The organism is Flavobacterium pectinovorum (genome assembly GCF_006438875.1).
Lineage (GTDB): Bacteria > Bacteroidota > Bacteroidia > Flavobacteriales > Flavobacteriaceae > Flavobacterium > Flavobacterium pectinovorum_A.
Genome location: NZ_RCZH01000002.1, coordinates 335,867 through 353,401, shown reverse-complemented (window position 1 = coordinate 353,401; position 17,535 = coordinate 335,867). Strand labels below are relative to the sequence as shown.

At 32.6% G+C, this 17,535-nt stretch carries 17 protein-coding genes; 2 read left to right on the top strand and 15 right to left on the bottom strand.

All coding sequences use genetic code 11. The annotated features are described in order from the left end of the window. Together EAH81_RS03860 and EAH81_RS03855 are read left to right on the top strand one after the other, a co-directional pair. Entirely contained in the window at window positions 1-258 is a 258-nt protein-coding gene (locus EAH81_RS03860; RefSeq protein ID WP_140503950.1) for a type II toxin-antitoxin system Phd/YefM family antitoxin, read from the top strand. Between the two features lie 2 nt (window positions 259-260). Next, window positions 261-536 carry a Txe/YoeB family addiction module toxin gene (locus tag EAH81_RS03855; protein WP_140503947.1) on the top strand — a complete coding sequence of 92 codons (276 nt, stop codon included), beginning with the start codon at window positions 261-263 and terminating at the stop codon, window positions 534-536. A gap of 90 nt (window positions 537-626) precedes the next feature. Here the strand turns inward: EAH81_RS03855 and dusB are convergent, their stop codons facing one another. From dusB to EAH81_RS03780, 15 genes are all read right to left on the bottom strand, one after another. Beyond that, window positions 627-1,619, bottom strand: coding sequence for a tRNA dihydrouridine synthase DusB (gene dusB, locus EAH81_RS03850; protein ID WP_140503945.1), 993 nt, complete (start codon window positions 1,617-1,619; stop codon window positions 627-629). Between the two features lie 426 nt (window positions 1,620-2,045). Beyond that, window positions 2,046-3,338 carry a phenylacetate--CoA ligase family protein gene (locus EAH81_RS03845; RefSeq protein ID WP_140503943.1) on the bottom strand — a complete coding sequence of 431 codons (1,293 nt, stop codon included), beginning with the start codon at window positions 3,336-3,338 and terminating at the stop codon, window positions 2,046-2,048. Further along, the gene (locus tag EAH81_RS03840; protein ID WP_140504177.1) at window positions 3,335-5,002 is read right to left on the bottom strand and encodes a C45 family autoproteolytic acyltransferase/hydolase; all 1,668 of its coding nucleotides are present in this window, start codon (window positions 5,000-5,002) and stop codon (window positions 3,335-3,337) included. Before EAH81_RS03840 ends, EAH81_RS03845 begins: the two co-directional genes overlap by 4 nt. Window positions 5,003-5,028: 26 nt before the next feature. Continuing rightward, on the bottom strand, window positions 5,029-5,583 hold the full coding sequence (gene fic / locus EAH81_RS03835) for a protein adenylyltransferase Fic (protein WP_132011729.1): 555 nt from the start codon (window positions 5,581-5,583) through the stop codon (window positions 5,029-5,031). Window positions 5,584-5,681: 98 nt separating this feature from the next. Continuing rightward, a complete protein-coding gene (locus tag EAH81_RS03830) occupies window positions 5,682-7,202 on the bottom strand; it encodes a phytoene desaturase family protein (protein WP_140503941.1) in 1,521 nt (506 codons plus the stop codon). 1 nt (window position 7,203) lies between these two features. Further along, the gene (locus tag EAH81_RS03825) at window positions 7,204-10,884 is read right to left on the bottom strand and encodes a 1-acyl-sn-glycerol-3-phosphate acyltransferase (protein WP_140503939.1); all 3,681 of its coding nucleotides are present in this window, start codon (window positions 10,882-10,884) and stop codon (window positions 7,204-7,206) included. Between the two features lie 169 nt (window positions 10,885-11,053). Then, window positions 11,054-12,238, bottom strand: coding sequence for a DUF2062 domain-containing protein (locus EAH81_RS03820; RefSeq protein ID WP_140503937.1), 1,185 nt, complete (start codon window positions 12,236-12,238; stop codon window positions 11,054-11,056). A 16-nt stretch (window positions 12,239-12,254) separates the two neighbouring features. Further along, entirely contained in the window at window positions 12,255-12,740 is a 486-nt protein-coding gene (locus EAH81_RS03815; protein WP_140503935.1) for a hypothetical protein, read from the bottom strand. A 2-nt stretch (window positions 12,741-12,742) separates the two neighbouring features. Further along, window positions 12,743-13,114, bottom strand: a complete 372-nt coding sequence (locus tag EAH81_RS03810) for a 3-hydroxyacyl-ACP dehydratase (protein ID WP_099710183.1) — start codon at window positions 13,112-13,114, stop codon at window positions 12,743-12,745. Window positions 13,115-13,119: 5 nt separating this feature from the next. After that, window positions 13,120-13,707 (bottom strand): outer membrane beta-barrel protein, encoded by a 588-nt coding sequence (locus EAH81_RS03805; RefSeq protein ID WP_410501097.1) that lies wholly within the window; start codon window positions 13,705-13,707, stop codon window positions 13,120-13,122. 39 nt (window positions 13,708-13,746) lie between these two features. Further along, the gene (locus EAH81_RS03800) at window positions 13,747-14,352 is read right to left on the bottom strand and encodes a porin family protein (protein WP_140503931.1); all 606 of its coding nucleotides are present in this window, start codon (window positions 14,350-14,352) and stop codon (window positions 13,747-13,749) included. Between the two features lie 36 nt (window positions 14,353-14,388). After that, window positions 14,389-15,024, bottom strand: coding sequence for a hypothetical protein (locus tag EAH81_RS03795; protein ID WP_140503929.1), 636 nt, complete (start codon window positions 15,022-15,024; stop codon window positions 14,389-14,391). Continuing rightward, window positions 14,990-15,616: an outer membrane lipoprotein carrier protein LolA gene (locus EAH81_RS03790; RefSeq protein WP_140503927.1), complete on the bottom strand. Its 627-nt coding sequence runs from the start codon at window positions 15,614-15,616 to the stop codon at window positions 14,990-14,992. Before EAH81_RS03790 ends, EAH81_RS03795 begins: the two co-directional genes overlap by 35 nt. Window positions 15,617-15,693: 77 nt before the next feature. Then, complete coding sequence (locus EAH81_RS03785) at window positions 15,694-16,476, bottom strand: polysaccharide deacetylase family protein (RefSeq protein WP_140503925.1); 783 nt, start codon at window positions 16,474-16,476, stop codon at window positions 15,694-15,696. Continuing rightward, window positions 16,473-17,534, bottom strand: coding sequence for a beta-ketoacyl synthase N-terminal-like domain-containing protein (locus EAH81_RS03780; RefSeq protein ID WP_140503923.1), 1,062 nt, complete (start codon window positions 17,532-17,534; stop codon window positions 16,473-16,475). Before EAH81_RS03780 ends, EAH81_RS03785 begins: the two co-directional genes overlap by 4 nt. Window position 17,535: the final 1 nt, after the last annotated feature.

The following is a 17,535-nucleotide window of genomic DNA, read 5'->3' as shown; positions in this document are numbered from 1 at the left end:
ATGAAAGCAGTAACCATATCAACTCTGAGAAAAAACATTAAAAATTACTTTGATGAAGTAGCTGAGTCATCAGAAGTTATTGTAGTTCCGAGAAATACAGAAGATGATGCAGTTGTAATAATTTCGATGAAGGAATATAATTCTATTTTAGAAACACAACATTTATTATCAACTAAAGCAAATAGAAAAAGACTTGCAGAATCTATAGAACAAATGGAAAAGGGAAAACTTACGAACTATAATTTAGATGAACTGTAAGTATGGATATTTGTTTTACAAAAAATGGCTGGGAAGAATTTGAATATTGGATCGAAAATGACACAGATACTGCAATAAAAATAAAAGAATTAATTAAATCGATCAGAGAGAATCCATTTAAAGGAATTGGAAAACCAGAACCTTTACGACATGATTTAAAAAGCTTTTGGTCCAGAAGAATTAATGTTGAACACCGATTAGTTTATAAAGTTTCCGGAACAAAAGGAATTGACCAAAAATGTGTCATCTTGCAATGTAGATTTCATTATGATGATTAATCGAGATAAAAAAAGAGCTTCAATTTTTGAAGCTCTTTTTTTATGTAAAGATCTTTGTCAAAGTTTTAACTTTGACAAAGATTAAGTTTTTTAAGCAAATTCATATCCAGCATAAACTTGCTCAATTTCTTTCATAATGGCAAACAAATTTTCCGGTTCATCAGTAGTAACCAGTTTTTGTTTGTATTCTTTAAACGAATGAATTCCTTTGAAATAATTGGTATAATGACGACGCATTTCAACAATTCCTAAACGTTCACCTTTCCATTCCATAGACCACATAAGGTGATTTCTGGCGGCTTCTACACGATCAGCAACCGTTGGAGCAGGTAAGTGTTCACCCGTTTTAAAATAATGCTTGATTTCGTTAAAAATCCATGGATAACCAATTGCGGCACGACCAATCATGATTCCGTCAATACCGTATTCATTTTTATATTTTAATGCTTTTTCAGGACTGTCGATATCGCCATTTCCAAAAATAGGCATGGTAATTCGAGGGTTGTTTTTTACACGTGCTATATGCGACCAATCGGCGTGACCTTTATACATTTGGGCACGGGTTCTAGCGTGAATCGTTAGAGCTTGAACTCCAATATCCTGAAGTCTTTCAGCAACTTCATCAATATTAATCGAGCTATCATCCCAACCCAAACGTGTTTTTACAGTAACTGGTAAATCAGTACTCCTGATAACTGCTTTAGTAAGACGTACCATCAAATCGACATCTTTCAAAACTCCCGCTCCGGCACCTTTACAAACCACTTTTTTTACCGGACATCCAAAGTTAATATCCACTAAATCGGGTTTTACAGTAGAAACAATTTTTGATGAAAGCGCCATTGCTTCTTCATCTCCACCAAAAATTTGAATTCCAACCGGACGCTCGTAATCAAAAATATCCAACTTCATTCTGCTTTTGATAGCATCACGAATCAATCCTTCCGACGAAATAAATTCAGAATACATCATATCAGCGCCATGCGTTTTGCATAATCTGCGAAACGGCGGATCGCTCACATCTTCCATCGGTGCGAGTAATAAAGGAAATTCGGGTAATTCTATGTTGCCAATCTTGACCATCTTCAATATTTTGTGCAAAATTACAACTTTTTAGTTCAATTTGTACCAAATTGAGGTTCAAAGGTTCAGAGCGACAAAGGTTCAAAGGTTTTCACGATATAAGTTATATAAGTTCATTTAATGAAAATGGTTGGTTTTCATAAATTTAAAAACAATATTGTCTTTTCGATTTCTATGATAAAACCAAATTTTAAAAGAGTTCCGAAGGAACAAAATATATTGTAGGGATGGATTTTAATCCATCTTTCGCATTGTAACCACAATCTTGTCATTTCGAGGAACGAGAAATCGCAGGCGGGAAGAACGCACTGTTGTAGAGCTACTTTATGTGATTTCTCGTTCCGAAATGATAAGATTGTGTAAAAAACGAAAAAGAACCTTTGTTCTTCTGTCCCGAAGCTTCGGGATTGTAACTTTGTACCTTTTTTATTGAACTCTAAAATCAAAAAACCGAATTGGTTTTCTACTCATCGGATTAAAAACTAAAGGATTTAAAGTTTCTTTTGACGCAAATTCAATCTTTGGAGTTACTCTTAATTTGGCTCTGAAGTGATCTTTTATTTCCTGTAGAAATTCAGAAGATTGATTTTTAACAGCAATTTTTATYAGAATTTCATCTGTTCCTAAATCGTTGGTAGAGATCTCGATGATATGATTTTCGATATTATCAAAACCGCTCAAGACATCGTTCATTGCTGGCGGATAAAGTGTTGTGCCTTTGTATTTTATCATTTGTTTTTTGCGTCCAATTACCGGACCAACGCGCAAAGTATTTCTTCCGCAAGCACAAGGTTCATTATGTAGCTGAACAATATCTCCGGTTTTAAAACGTAATAATGGCATGGCTTCGATACCCAAAGTAGTAAAAGTCAGTTCGCCAACCTCTCCATTTTTTACAGGAATATTATTTTCATCAAGAACTTCGACAATAATCAATTCCGGATGATGGTGACCACCAATTCCGTGTTCACATTCTGTAAAAGCTGTGCTCATTTCTGTAGAAGCGTAAGTTGAAAACAACTTAATATTCCATTTTTCAGTGATTTTTTGAGACAAAATATTCATTGAAAAATCCTGATTTCGCAAAGATTCTCCAATACAAATGGCACCTTTTATGCTCGAATTATTATAATCGATTCCATGAATTTCAGCGTATTCAATTAATTTCAAAAGAAAAGAAGGAACTGTAATTAAATAAGACGGTTTGTATTTTAAAATCGAATCCCATTGCAATTCGGGAATTCCGGCACCAACGCGAATTACACCAACTTTCAGTTTTCGCAATCCAAGAAAATAAGCCAGACCAGCCATGAATTTTCTATCGATTGTAGTCATTAATTGTACCACATCGCCTTCAGCAATTCCGGCGCAAGCAAAGGAAATAGCTTCATTATAAGCTAATCGATCTAAATCAGAATCGGTTAAACCAAAAGTTACAGGATCTCCTAAAGTACCTGAAGTTGAGGCATAATCTATGATTTTATGTTGCGGAACACACACAAAATCATCGTTGCATTCTTGTAAATCTTCTTTTGTTGTTACCGGTAAATATTGTAAATCTTCGAGTGTTTTAACTTTCGAAATATCAATATTTCTTCCTGCAAAAAGGCGTTTGTAAAAAGGGGAATTTTGACTGATATAGTGTAAAAGTTCGGCTAATTTTTGTTCCTGAAAAATTTTAATTTCTTCTAAAGAATCTTTTTCTATTGCTGGAATCATTGTAATTTTCTTTTGAGTTTTTTTAAATATTTTTCAATTTTTGCTTTATCAGGAACCGTAGCAATTTCTTTGGTCAATGCTTTTTCAAAATTAGTCCGGGCAAGCAGATATTCTTTTTTTTGATAAAAGTACAACCCTGCTTTGTAATATACAACCCAATAATCAGGGTTTAAGGATTGATAGTTCTGTATAAATTCTTTGTTAATGATTTCTTTTTTATCGAGATACAAATCTATTTTATCATCTTTAATTCTAAATTTTTGATAGTTCTGATAAGCGATAGTTTTCAGAAAAGGATCTTTGGCAATATTTAGATTTTCCTGTTGAAATGAAATTACTTGATTTGTTTTTCTTTCTTTAAAAATAGAATCCAGATTATAGCAAACAAATTCACCTAATTGATACGGATTTGCCGAAACCCAAACCAATTTTTCTTTAGGTTTAAAAATAATACCGTGATGCGCCATTAACTGATTCAACGCTTTTTCGTTACCATAACCCAAAGAAATGTTCTGCAAACCTTCTTTATTTCGTAAAATTTCAGAAGCAATTTCGGGATTTATTTTAGGGCTTTCTGCAAAAAGTTCCTCCATTCGTTCCATTCGATATTCTGAATGGCTGTTGGCAATTTGCAATTGGTTTCGTTTTTCGTTTTTTAAATCTTCCCCTTGAAAATGATTGGAACAAATTAATTGATTACTATTTGGAACGTCATAAATGTCCATTTTCTTTGGAGAAACTTCAATTATAACGGCTTTATTATCATGTGCGCTTCCTACCATAATCGATTCTGAGACAAAAACTTCTCTTTTTTTGGCGATTGCAATTGCTTCATCAATATTTTGAGCATGTTGCAAAATTTCGCGCGTCAGAATTGAAATTGGCGTTTTTGCGATCATCGGGATTTTAGATTTTGATGCATTAATCGTCACCGTCAAACCTTCCTGATTCATGCCGGAAACAGCTCCAATCATTCCGGGCCAGGTAACCATCATAAATTTATAACCCTCTTTCGGATTTATAAACGCAACGATTTTATTTTCCGCGAAAGCGTCATTTACGTAAAAATCAAAATTGCGTCCGAGGATCAAATTCCCATTTTCAGATTTTTCTCCCCACGCCGCAAAAGAAGAACAACCAACCAAAGCCAAATCTTGCAAAGCGTGACCAATATCATGCGCCGCGTGCAAGTATAAACTTCGTTGATATTGTGGTGCGATGTTATCGAAATCAAGAGATGTATATTGTGAAACACCATAAATTTCCGATTGATATTCCGGAGTAACATTCGAATATAATTTTCGATTGTACCATTTTAGAAAATAGCGAAGCATTTTTTGCTCAAATTTTGAGGGAATTAAATCCTTTATTTTAGAAAAAAATATCTGCTCTTGTTTTTTCAGAAGAGAATCAGATAAAGCACCGGTTGTTAATCCAATTTGTAACGGATCACCTTCGACATACAATTCCCAAAGACCTTGTTTGTTTTTTAAAAGAGAATTTTTTCCGGAGACAAATATACTGTCAGATTGTTTTGTTACTACAGGTTTTGTGACATTATAATTTGTAACATCTGGTAGATGACGTATTGATTTTGACGTACCACAAGAAGCAAGTATCAATAAAAAATCAACGAAAAAAAATAAATTAATTCGGCTTTTCATATCTACATCTATCAAGAATAATAGACTCATTCATTGTTATCTTTCTCATAACCTTCATAGTAATAAGACTGTTCGATTCCTTTAAAAATAACTTCTCTATTGTTAACTTCGTCAGTTAGATTTTCCTTTAGTAAAGTTCTTAATTCCAAATCGTTAATGGGACTTCTTTCCATTGACTGCAAATAAAGAGTTTTGTCAGCGAATTGCCAATTAACCACTTTATTGAGTTGTTTTTTTAGAATCATATCCAACCATATTCTCATGGATCTGCCATTGCCTTCCATAAAAGGATGAGCAATATTCATCTCAACATATTTAGCAATAATTTCTTCAAAACTGTTTTCTGGCATTTGCTCAATCTTTACTAGAATTTCATTAAGATATAATGCATTTGCAAATCTAAAACCGCCTTTTGAAATATTGAGTTTTCTTATTTCTCCGGCAAAATCATATAAATCATGAAATAGATAATGGTGAATTGCCTTCAGACCTTTGGTTGTGCCGATTTCTATTTTGTCTATATCATTCGATTCAAATAATCGATATGCATTTTCTAAACTGTTCTTGTCAATATTTTTCATAGAGATTTTGTACCAAATTTAAGTCGAAACCAAAATTACAATTTAATTCCTAAAATTCTGAGTTTAATGTTTTCATTTCGGAGTCATGTTCTGATGAATTACATATCAGAAACCTGATTAATTTTAGTAATCAAATATTCTTTTCCAACAATTTCTGAACACGTTACCACAGCTCCAATAGTTACACCCAAAACGCCGTGCATGTTAATACTTTGGCCCGTAAGATACAAATTATCAAGTTTTGTTTTTGACGGAATCAGGGTTTTCATCGGATTACCTGAATCCTTGACATAACCGTACATATTGCCATTGTGCCCGCCAATATAATCGCGATAGGAAAGAGGAGTAGAGGTATGAATCGACTGAATACAATCTTTTATACCCGGAAATTTTAGTTCAATTTCCTCTAGAAATCTAGCTGTTTTTCTTGATTTGAATTCCTCATAACTTTCGCCGCGGTCATTTTCTTCGACAGTGGTATTAAAAGTATCGATCCAGGGCAAAACATCGTCATATTTCATGTAGGTAATAAAAGTCATTCCCTCAGACCATTTTTCCTGTTTTTTTGAAGCATTCGTAGAAGCCATAAAAGCTTTTGGCCAGGAAGTTTCATCGTAGTCATGCGCGCTCCAAACTTCACTGCTTTTCTTGAAATGATAATAATTATGATTCAGATACTTGAAAGTTTCAGGCTTAAAAACAATGTATAAGCTAAATGCCGAAATAACACCTTCGAGACTCTGAATGCGGCTAAAAAAAGCTTTTCTGAAATTCTCTTCACCGGCTAGTTTCAGCGTAGTTTTTGGATCTATATTAGAGATAAAACGAGTTCCGGAAACTTGAGTTCCGTCTTTCATTTCGACCGATGTTACTTTGTTATTTTCAACATTAAACCGAGTAACTTCTTTGTATTTATAAAATTCGCCACCGTGTTTTTTGAGCTGTTTTAAAAGTTGTTTTGTAATCTGACTTCCGCCATTAATACATCGCCATGAACTTTGAATATAAGAATTGACCGAAAGGGCATGAACGTAAAAAGGCGATTTATCAGGAATCCCCGCATACAGAAAATTTGAACCCGCCAAAACTGCTTTTAGTTTTTCATTTTCAGTAAATGATTCTATAGTTTCCTTTGCGTTGAGCTCTAAAATTTCGTTATTATATTTTCCTTCCCAGTTCACATTATAAAGTGGAAAAGAGTCACAGATTGTTTTTAGTTTCTCGCAATATGCTGTAATGTTCGCTTTTTCATCAGGGAAATAAACACCTAATTGATCAACGAAATTTTCATAACCTTGTGCGTGTGGATATTCGTTTTTATCATCTTCAAAAGAGATAATATCAAAACCATTTTGATCTAATTTTTTTAGATTTAAATGGTCAATAATACCCAGATATTTAAAATACTGATAAAGATTCTGACCTTTTTCAAGACCTCCGATGTAGTGAATTCCGGTATCAAAAATGGTTTTGTCGCGTACAAAAGTCTGCAGATTTCCGCCATATTGATTGTTTTTTTCGAGCACACAAACGCTGTAACCTTCTTTGGCCAGAATAATAGACGAGACTAAACCGCCCAAACCGCTGCCTACAATTACAACATCATAATGCTCTTTCATCCTAATTTTTCTTTAATATAATTATAGAATTTTCGTCCAAAACACAATCAAAACCAAAGTTAATCAAACTGGTTTTTAAATTAGGGCTATTCATTAGAATAACGCTGGAAGTTGTAGAAACGATTTTTTCAAGATCATTTTTATAACTTTCATCAGAAATTAAAAGAACATCAAATTGATTTTCCAGAATAGTTTCCAGATTTTCCTGATAGAAGATTTTTCTTTTTGTGACAATATAATTAGTCTTAGAAATTTCACGTTTTTCTTCGTCGCTATTATAAGTATATATTTTTCGTTGTGGTTCCTGCAAAGCCAATAATACAGCTAATTGACCATAATCATTAGACAAATGAGCAATTTTGGCTTTCGCCGAAATGTGCTGGTTTAAGCGATAATAGTTTTCAAGATTGTTCTTTAAATCATTTTTGACACCTTTTGTGACCTCAATTTCTTTATAGTCGTAACTATGAAGAAGCATTTTTTTGAAATATTTCGGTCCCTCAATTTCCTGACGGATTTCCTGAAATTTAGATTTAAAGAAAGCACTTATTTCCTTCGTTCTTTCGGCATAATTTTTTCCGAAAGAAAGATTCTCAGGCGTAATTCTTTCTAAAATAGAAACCGTAATACTGCCATCATGAATTATAAAATCACCTTTTGGAAGTGTTTCTGAAGCACCGTGAATCAGAACCGGAAGAATGTCTAAATTAAATTCTTCGGCAAGATAAAAAGCACCTTTGTGAAAGCGTTTGATCTGATTACTTTCGGAACGCGTTCCCTCTGGAAAAATCATCAACGAATAACCTTCATTTACTTTTTGGCGTAAATGTTCAACGCCATTTTCGAGTCCTTCAGAAACGGGATAGAAACCTGCTTTTTTTACCGTTGCACCAAAAATAGGAGAATTATAAACCCAGTCATTTACCAGAAAAATGATTTTTGGGCTCAACATTCCGATTGACAAAATATCTAAAAATGAAGAATGATTGGCAATTAAAATGGCTGGTTTTTCAAAATCTTCGTTGTACTTATTGATTACTTTCTTAGTTATAAACGGATTTGTATATAATACAGATTTCATGAATTTTGAAATGCAATATCTAAATCCTTTCATTTTTGTTTTTTCACTTAGCGGAATTATCGGCATGATAATTAAACTGAAAAGAGACATTAAAATACCACCAAGTCCGTAATAAGAAAAGGATAAAACACCATGTATAAACGATCTCAATTCAAAAGGTGCATTTCCGTTTTTTGGTCGGTTCGATAAAAATAATTTAAAGAGAATCGGGTAGAAAATAAACGTAATAATCAGCGCTGCAAAAACCCCAATTAAGGAAATGGATGAAATAGATCGCAACGCTGGATGTCTCGCAAAAATCATGGCACCAATTCCTAAAATGGTCGTAATTACTGCCAGAATAATTGAAGTTCTGTAAATGGCAATTTCGTTTTTTCCGGTGGTATATTCTTTTTGAAGCGCACTTGTCATGAAAATACTAAAATCGACACCGTGACCAAAAATCAAAGTGCAGACAATCATGCTGAAAATATTCAATTGAATACCAAAGATTCCCATAATTCCTGCCGTAACAATTCCGGTTAAAGCAATCGGAATACAACTGACAATAACTAATTCTACTCTTCTAAAAAAGAAGAATAAAATGAGAATTACAGCCACAAAAGAATAATTGACAAGCGAATTGAAATCAGTTTTTAAAGTGCTGAAAAAGGTTTCATTCATTTGCTGACGGTCAATTGCAATCAGATTATTTTTGGCTGAAGCCGATTTTACAAAAGAATCACGTTGTTGCGGCGTAACTTTTACTAAAGTCGAAATCGTGAAAAAGCCATTTTTTTCGGTTACAAATTCTTTCAGTTGCAAAGCCTGGATTTTTAGATAATCTTCTGCATTAATCGGTTTAAAATTAAAATCCAGATGATCAAAAAAAATTGAATATGTTGTTGGTTTAAAACCGAGTTTGGAGCCTTCAGCAATTAATTCAGATTTTAAAAGATGTTTTTTATTAGCATCCCAAAACGAATTCCATCTGTCAATTTTCTGTTTTTGTTCCTTCTGCGAAAGCATAATTCCACCAACAGAACTGAAGTTTAATATTTTATTTTGTTGTTTTTCTTTTGATAAATCGGTAAAAAGCTGACTATTATTTTGTAAAACTTCCTCCATAGTATTTCCGTATGAAGCAACATAAATAGTTTTTGAGGTTAAACTCGTGCTTTCTTCCAGTTCTTTTTCGGCGGCTTTGATTTCTTTTGGAACAAAATTCAATTGCGATAAATCATTATTGAAGCCAACATTATTATAAGTAAAACAACAAATAATCGTGATTAAAACACAAAATCCAATTAAGAATTTATTGTTGTGAAAAGAGAAATGAGCCAGTTTATCAATGACATTTTTCTTATGTTCAAAATTATTTTCTTTTGGTTTGTACAAATGCGGAACAATCAAAAGTGAGAAAAATGCCGAAGCCATCACAATTACAGCAGCAAAAATCCCTAAATCGTTCAACGCATCAGATTTCACAAAAAGCAAACACAAAAAGGCAACAGCAGTTGTTGAGCTGCTCATAATTACCGGCATTGTAATGTCTTTGTACAACGTTTTTACATCGCTGTTGTGTTTGTAATGCGTGAGGATATGTATGGAATAATCGATTGTGATTCCTAATAAAATAGAACCAATCCCTAATGAAATGGCTGAAATTTGTTCTTTCACAAAATATAAAAACGCCACGGCAAACAAAGCGCCAAATACTGTTGGGAGAAAAATAATAAGCGGAATCAATACTTTTCGATAGAACAAAATCAGGATCAACATCAGCGTAATCATCGCAATTGTTGTTGTTAAAATAATATCGCTTTTAATTTGATTGGCATTTGCAACGGCAATCAAAGCAGAACCAAAATAACTAATCGAAGTTTTGGCTTTAAATTTCTGATTTAGATTATCTTGAATCGATTTAAGTTTTTGGGCAAAAAGGGTATTTTTTGCGGTTTCACTCGATGGAAGATTTGAGGTAATAAAAAGCAATAATTTCTTTTTGTCTTTGGTCATTACAAAACCGTTATCCAGCGTAAAATCGTCACCTATATTTAATTGCTGTAATTTTTTTAAAGCGATAAAAGAAATTCCAAGTGGATCTTGCAGAATAAAATCTTTGGTGATAAATCCTGATGGCGAAATAATCGATTTGTAATTCCCCTGAACGGTTGCGGCAATACTATCTTTTTGAAGTTTATCCTGAATGACAGCATAATCTTTGTTTTCCAGAAAAAGAGGTAGATTATTGTAAACAAAATCAATCGTTTCCTGAATGTTTTCTTCGTCAACTTTTCCCTGAATTCCAGTTACGTAAGGTTTGCAGGATTTGGCAACACTGTCAGAAAAAGCAGTTGCCATTTCTTTTAAATCTTCGTCAGTTCCGTTTTTTTCGAGTTTGAAAATAACGGTTATTTTATCGGCAAAATTTAGTTGTTTGAGCACTTTTGCCGTGACGTCACTTTTATCGTTTGTTGGAATAAGTTTGGTTATGTCTTCTTCAAACTTAATTTGCGAAGCAAAGAATCCAAACACAAAAAGCATCAGAATAGCCAACGCAACCGAAAGAGATTTTCTGCGGTTTACAAATAAGTGAATGGCATAGAAATATTGATGCATGCTTATGTTTTTTTGCCACGAATTACACGAATTTTCACGAATTTTATTTCAAATTAGGTAAAACTTTCTATTCTGTGGTAGATTTAAATTTAATTATTTTAACAATACTCAACGATGAACTTACCCCAATTAATTAGTGAAAATTCGTGTAATTCGTGGCGAAAAATATTTAGTTTGTTTTGTTTTTATTGGACGTAAAAGCGGTTAAAAGCAAATAACTTAATAGACCAACTGATAGCGCTAAAACGGATGCTAAAATAAGACTTCCCACGATATATTGTGTTGCATTTTTTTGAATATCGTCGAGCGTAATCGAACTGTCTAAAATCAAAGGCGCTTCGTTGGACACAAAATAGCTTCCCATTTTTAAAGAACCATAAATTACAAACGGAATAAAAGGAGGAAAGCTCACATTTGACGCCAGATAAGCAATGACTTTATTGAGTTTGAACAAAGCAGCAAAAGTAAAAAGTAATATTGTTTGAAATCCCCAAAACGGAGAAATTCCGATGAAAATTCCTAAAGCAATTGCGGCTGATTTTTTGAAATTAGAATCACTGCTTTCTAAAATATCCTCGAGAAAGAATTTCTTAAATCCTTTTTTTTTTGCTTTTCTAAGATAATCTCTAGGCTTGATATATAATAAGGCATTAATGACCAAAACGGTATTTAGAATACTGATTCGCGTAAAATCTTTAAACGGACGAAAATGAGAAATGCGTTCTACAGGATCATATAAAATTTGAATCGGAATGTTTTTAACGACAATTCCTTTCCAGGCAGAACGAACAATTACTTCAATTTCAAATTCAAATTTGTTCGTATAAAATTGCTTCGGAATCAAATTTAGAGGATATAATCTAAATCCTGATTGTGTATCATCCAGTTTAATTCCGGTTTCGAACTTGAACCAAAAGTTTGAAAATTTATTTCCAAAACTGCTTTTCTTTGGCACATTTTCCTGTGTCATATTACGGCTTCCAATCAATAAAGAATTTGGTTCTTTTTGAATTTCGGCAATAAAGCTTGGAATATCAGAAGCAAAATGTTGTCCGTCAGAATCAATTGTGATCGCATATTCAAAATGCATTTCGATTGCTTTTCTAAAACCATTTCTAAGCGCTCGCCCTTTTCCTAAGTTTTTAGGATGATGAATTTGTGTGAGTTGCGAATATTGCTGCAAAATCTCAAAAGTTTCATCGGTCGATCCATCATTGACTATAATGACATTTGTAGTGAAATCTAAAATAGAATCCAGCACTTTTTTTAGCGTTTTGTGATTGTTGTATGTGGGAACAATTACGCAAAAATGGGTCGAATCGAGCAATTCCTGCTGTGATAAAATAGGTTTCATTTGGAGTTTTTCTACCTTACTTTACGAATTGTTTCTCTTTTTCAGAGAAGCTTTTCGATTGTAAAATAAAGTCTTTTAAGTATTCTTTTAAACTAGCATTTTGTTCATCATAATGTTCTGTAATATATTTTTTGTCTTCTTTGATGTTCTTTTTATAACCTGTAATTCCGGGAACATTTTCCTGAATACTTAACCGGATCATTCTAATTTCGATATTGTTAGGCTCACTTTTTATGGTCGATTCCAGAAGAGTTGCACCTTCTTTAAAACGATCCATTTTATCTTTTAACTTTTTCTCAAACTTCGAATTCAATAGAATCGAAGCAGCTTTGTAAGCCACTAAAACTTTTGCATCATTGTCTGAAACATCAGCCAGTTTTGCCGAAAATTCTTTAGCATTACTTTCTGATTTTGTAACGCTCGAATACATTTTTCTGACGGTCGCCAAATCCGGAGATCCTCCAAAATTAATCCACAAGAATAATGATAGTAGCAATTTCATAATTATATTTTTTTGTACACATTGCTTAATTTCAAAGCAACCGTGTCGTTAAAATAAGTTGTGTTTTTTACTTTAACCAAATCATCTTCGGTAATTGTTATATCCAATTCTAAACGCAATTCCGGAGTAGCTTCGGGATTAATCAGCGCCATAAATTTTACATTGGCAAGGGTTTGAATCATCAAAGTACTTTTGGTAATTGCTTCTGTAAGTTCTTTAATAATCTGAATCATGCAAACTCCCGGCATAATAGGATTTCCCGGAAAATGACCTTTGAAAACTTCATGTTTTTCATTGATCAAAATCGTGATGTTATATTTAGAATCTCCCGTTTTTTCTTCCGAAAGGACTTTATAGAAATCTTTTAAAACCATATTTTTTATTTTTTTTCTCCAAAAGAATAAGAAAGCCCTACCTGAAAATTGACATTGGTATTATAATCTCCAAATAAGTAATGATCATTACGATCATTGTAATAATAATCACTGTCCAGTATATCAAATAAACCCTTTTTTAATCGGGCTTCAATGGTGAGACCTGACGGCAACTTATAAGCAATACCAGTAATAAACGCTAAATCATTATATTCTTTTCTTTTGACTAGATTGTCGCCTACCAAGACATCTAAAGCAGGTCCAAACTGTATTTGAATACCAGGTCCAAATGTAAATTTGTTAATAAGCGCAAATGACAAATAATCCAAATGCAGATCCCGAATTTCCATTCTTTCTGTTCCTGTATTTGGGTCGGAATAATTTCTTCTTACATTATTAGAGCCTTGTCTGGTATATGTTATTTCAGGCTGCAACGCATAATGTTTCTTTATATTTATTTCTCCAAAACCACCAACATAGAAATCAGTTTTATAAGAAGCGTGCATTTCTGAGATTGTAGAAAAATTAAAACCTCCTCTCAAACCAGGCTTAAAACTAACTTGTGCTTGTACTTGATGTAGCATGAAAAACACTACTATGGCGATGTATATTTTTTTTGAATTCAATCTATTTTATTTTACTTTAAAAGTATAACTGATACCAATTTGAAAAACCTGATTTAGAATAACGTCATTATAGTAATAACCGTTATTATCATTGTTAATTCCATCGTAACCATAGATGTCAATTAAACCTTGTTTAATTCTGGCTTCAAATGTTAATCCGTTTGGCAATGTATAACCAACACCTCCAACAAAGGCAAGATCAAAATCTTCAGGATTGCTGTTGATATAATTATCAGAAATTTTTAAATCTACAGATGGACCTCCTAAAATGTGAAAACCTTTACCGCCAATATTAAATTTTGCTACTGCACCAAGTGTCAGGTAGTTTAATTCATAATTTACATAACGATAATTAAAGCCGTTTCCAAGATATTCCCTTCCTTGATCACCTTGTCTTGAATACGTTATCTCAGGCTGTAACGAAAAATATTTATTAAATTTAATGTTTACTAATCCACCAATATAAAAATCTGTTTTAGATTTATTATCATCAATATTGGTTAATGTTGAAACGTTTAAACCTCCACGAATTCCAGGGCTTACTCTTACTTGTGCATTTGATGTTATAATTCCGATAAATAATATAAAGGCAATTACGGTTAATTTTTTCATTTTTAATTTGATTTAAGTTTAGCTTTAGATTAAGTTTTACTCTGATTTAAAATAATTTAACTCAATTTTTAACTTGATATTCTGATGAATAATCTGAATTTTATCGGCAAAAATATTGTTTTCTGAACTAAAAAGCAGTGTTATTTTTTCTTTTGTTTTAGATGCATTAACAACCTTCTCTAATTTCGATCCGTTTTTAGAAATAAAAAGATAATTATCACGGTTTCCATCTTTCGATTTGTAAATGTTATCAGATTCATTTTCAAATTGTTCCTGAATCAAATATTCTTTTTTAAGAAGCAAGCGAAAATCTTCTGTTAATGTATTAATCAAAATCTTCCGATCTAATTCTGACACGATCGAGTTGACTTTAAAAGTTTTTTCAGAAATTTCAAAATCTAACAATTTGTTACCAAATTCGGTTGTAAAAACAACGCGATGTGTGGTATCATTTATTTTCTTGGCGATAAAAATTCCGGATATTTCGTGACCATAAACCGTGATATTTGTTTTATAAACATAATCCGTTTTTGAATCTGTAAAATAGGGAACCTGATAAGACGTTTTGTCTAGTTTTTTAAGAGTATAATTTTTTGTGACCGAGCCACAAGAAACTAAAACGAATGCCAAAAGGCAATTAATTAGTAAAAACTGAATCGTCGATTTTTGCATTGATCACTTTATTTTTAAGTACAATTCTGGTATAATCTTCAGATGATTCCAGTAGTTTAACCTGTACAACTGTAGCTTCTTCTTTATCAAAAGTCAGTTCTATTTGTTTGATGTATTTTTTCAGAGTAGCATCTTTTGGAACAAATTTTGCCAGATTTTGACCTTTCAATTTAAAGTACGAAATCGTAAATTCTTTATCGTCAAACATATTTCCGCTTACACTGCCAACGATCAATTTATTAATGCGGCCAAAGATTTTACTGTTTCCAATATCAACCGCACTTTTCTTTCCTTCGTCGTTAATCAGGATTTTTCCGTTTTTAAAAACAATACTATAATTGTATGGTTTCTTGTATTGCCATTGCAATAAATTTGGTTCTTTAAAAATCATTTTACCCGAAGTTTCAATGTCTTTCGATAAAAAATCTAAATGTTTGTATTGAACAAAATCAGTACTTAAGGTTTTGATTTTTTTGGAAACCACATTTACATCTTGTTTGAAAGCAGCAATTTCTGCATCAGACATTTTTTGTTCCTGAGCAAACAAGTTGCCTGAAATAAATAGAATTAGTAAGGCTATTTTAGTTTTCATAGATTGTTAAAAGTTGTTTAGCAAGACCTAACAGATTTTAAAACCTGTTAGGTCTAACCAGATGAATTTCTGTTTGATCAGCGTTCAATTTCATAAGCTTTAAGATTCAAAAGTTCTTCAATCGAAATCACTTCATAATTGTTTTGCTGTAAAAATTGCAAAAACTGTTCCAATACTAAAACCGAGTGTAATCCCGTATCGTGCAAAAGTACAATTCCACCTGGAGAAACATGTTTTATAATTCGATTGAAAATTAAATTTTGATTTCTTGTTCCGCCGTCAAGCGAACGAATATTCCAGCCAATAACTTTGTGACCGGTGATTTTTAAAGCTCTACGAATCGATGGCGTCGTAACTCCGTAAGGCGGACGAAAAAAGTTGACTTTTTTTGAGGTGAATTTTTCTAAAAGAAGATCTGTTTTTTGAAGTTCTTCGGTAATTTTTTTGGCATTATAAAAATCAAAAAACTTAGAATGATTATAAGAATGATTTCCAACCAAATGATCTTCGGCAATAATTTTTTGAACAATTTCAGGATGCGTTTCAATGTTTTTTCCAATGCAGAAAAAAGTAGCTTTTGCATTGTATTTTTTTAGTAATTCTAAAACCTCCAAAGTATAAACGCTCGGACCGTCATCAAAAGTAATGGCAATTCTTTTTGCTGTTTCTAAGGGATTATTGCTGTAAGCTTTGACATGATAATTAGAAGAAATTAAGGACGAACCTATAGCGTTAATTCCCAACCAAATCAAAATAACCGCTACAAACCACCAAATATTTATCGCGATATAAAAGTTCAGAAGAAGTAATAAAAGCAATAAAAAGATAAAAAAAAGTGATATGTTTTTATGCGTTATCATTTTGAAAGTAACGTAAAACTATGATTTTTCCCATTTAATTGATTGTACAATAAAATGGTATTGTAAGCTGGTTTTTCAACCGAATTTACTTTTATGATTTCTGGAATTTCCTGAGTCCTGATTACTTTTGAAGCCATCCATAAAGCAAAAGCTGAAGCCGTATCATATTCGCCACTCAAATGTTTGTAATACAACTGAGGCGTTTTTGCAAAAGCATTTTCAGCCAAAGAGGTATAATAAGAATCAAAAGTGATGTTTCCATTTAAACCAAAAACCACAGCGTCAACATCTGAAATTTGTAAATTATTGGCGTTTAAAAAAGTAATTATCTCCGTTTCAATTTCGTTTTCTTCTAAAGTGTTTTTAATTTCAACATCTAAAATCTGCGCATAAGTAGTGTCTTTTTTTTCATTTTCTAAAACAAAAAAACTGGCACCTTCACCAAAAACAGTTCCAGTTGAAGTTGGATTTAAAACATCATAAGGCTGTTCACCATCTTGTTTGATACGTCCTGCCAATTTAAAAAGCGATGTCGTATAATCACCATTTTCATCAATTCCGCCAACTAAAATAGAATTGGCTTCGTTTTCTTCGATTTGCATTTTAGCATCCAAAATCGCCGATTCAAAAGAAACAGCTCCGTTGACATACGTAAAATTATAGCCTTTGCATTGTAATGATAAGGCAATTTGAGCGCCAACAGTATTATGAGTGGACTGAATAAAAGAAGTTGGCGTTAAGAACTCTTCGTTGTTATCAAGAATATTTTTTAGGAATTTTTCAGAATCTTCAATACACCCCAAACCGGTTCCGGTAATGATCGCATCTACATTTTCAAGACGAGCATCTTTTAAGGCTAATGCCGAAGCTACAATTCCGTTTTTCACTCCTTTTGCCATTCTTCGAATTGCAGTGGGCGTAATAAAATCTTTGTAAACCGGAGCAAGTACTGAAAGAATAGTTTCATTTTGATTGTACACCGCTTCTTCCAAAAAAACAGTATCAAATGTTTTTTGAGCCGAAATACAACCTACTCCATTTATATATGTTTTTTTCATT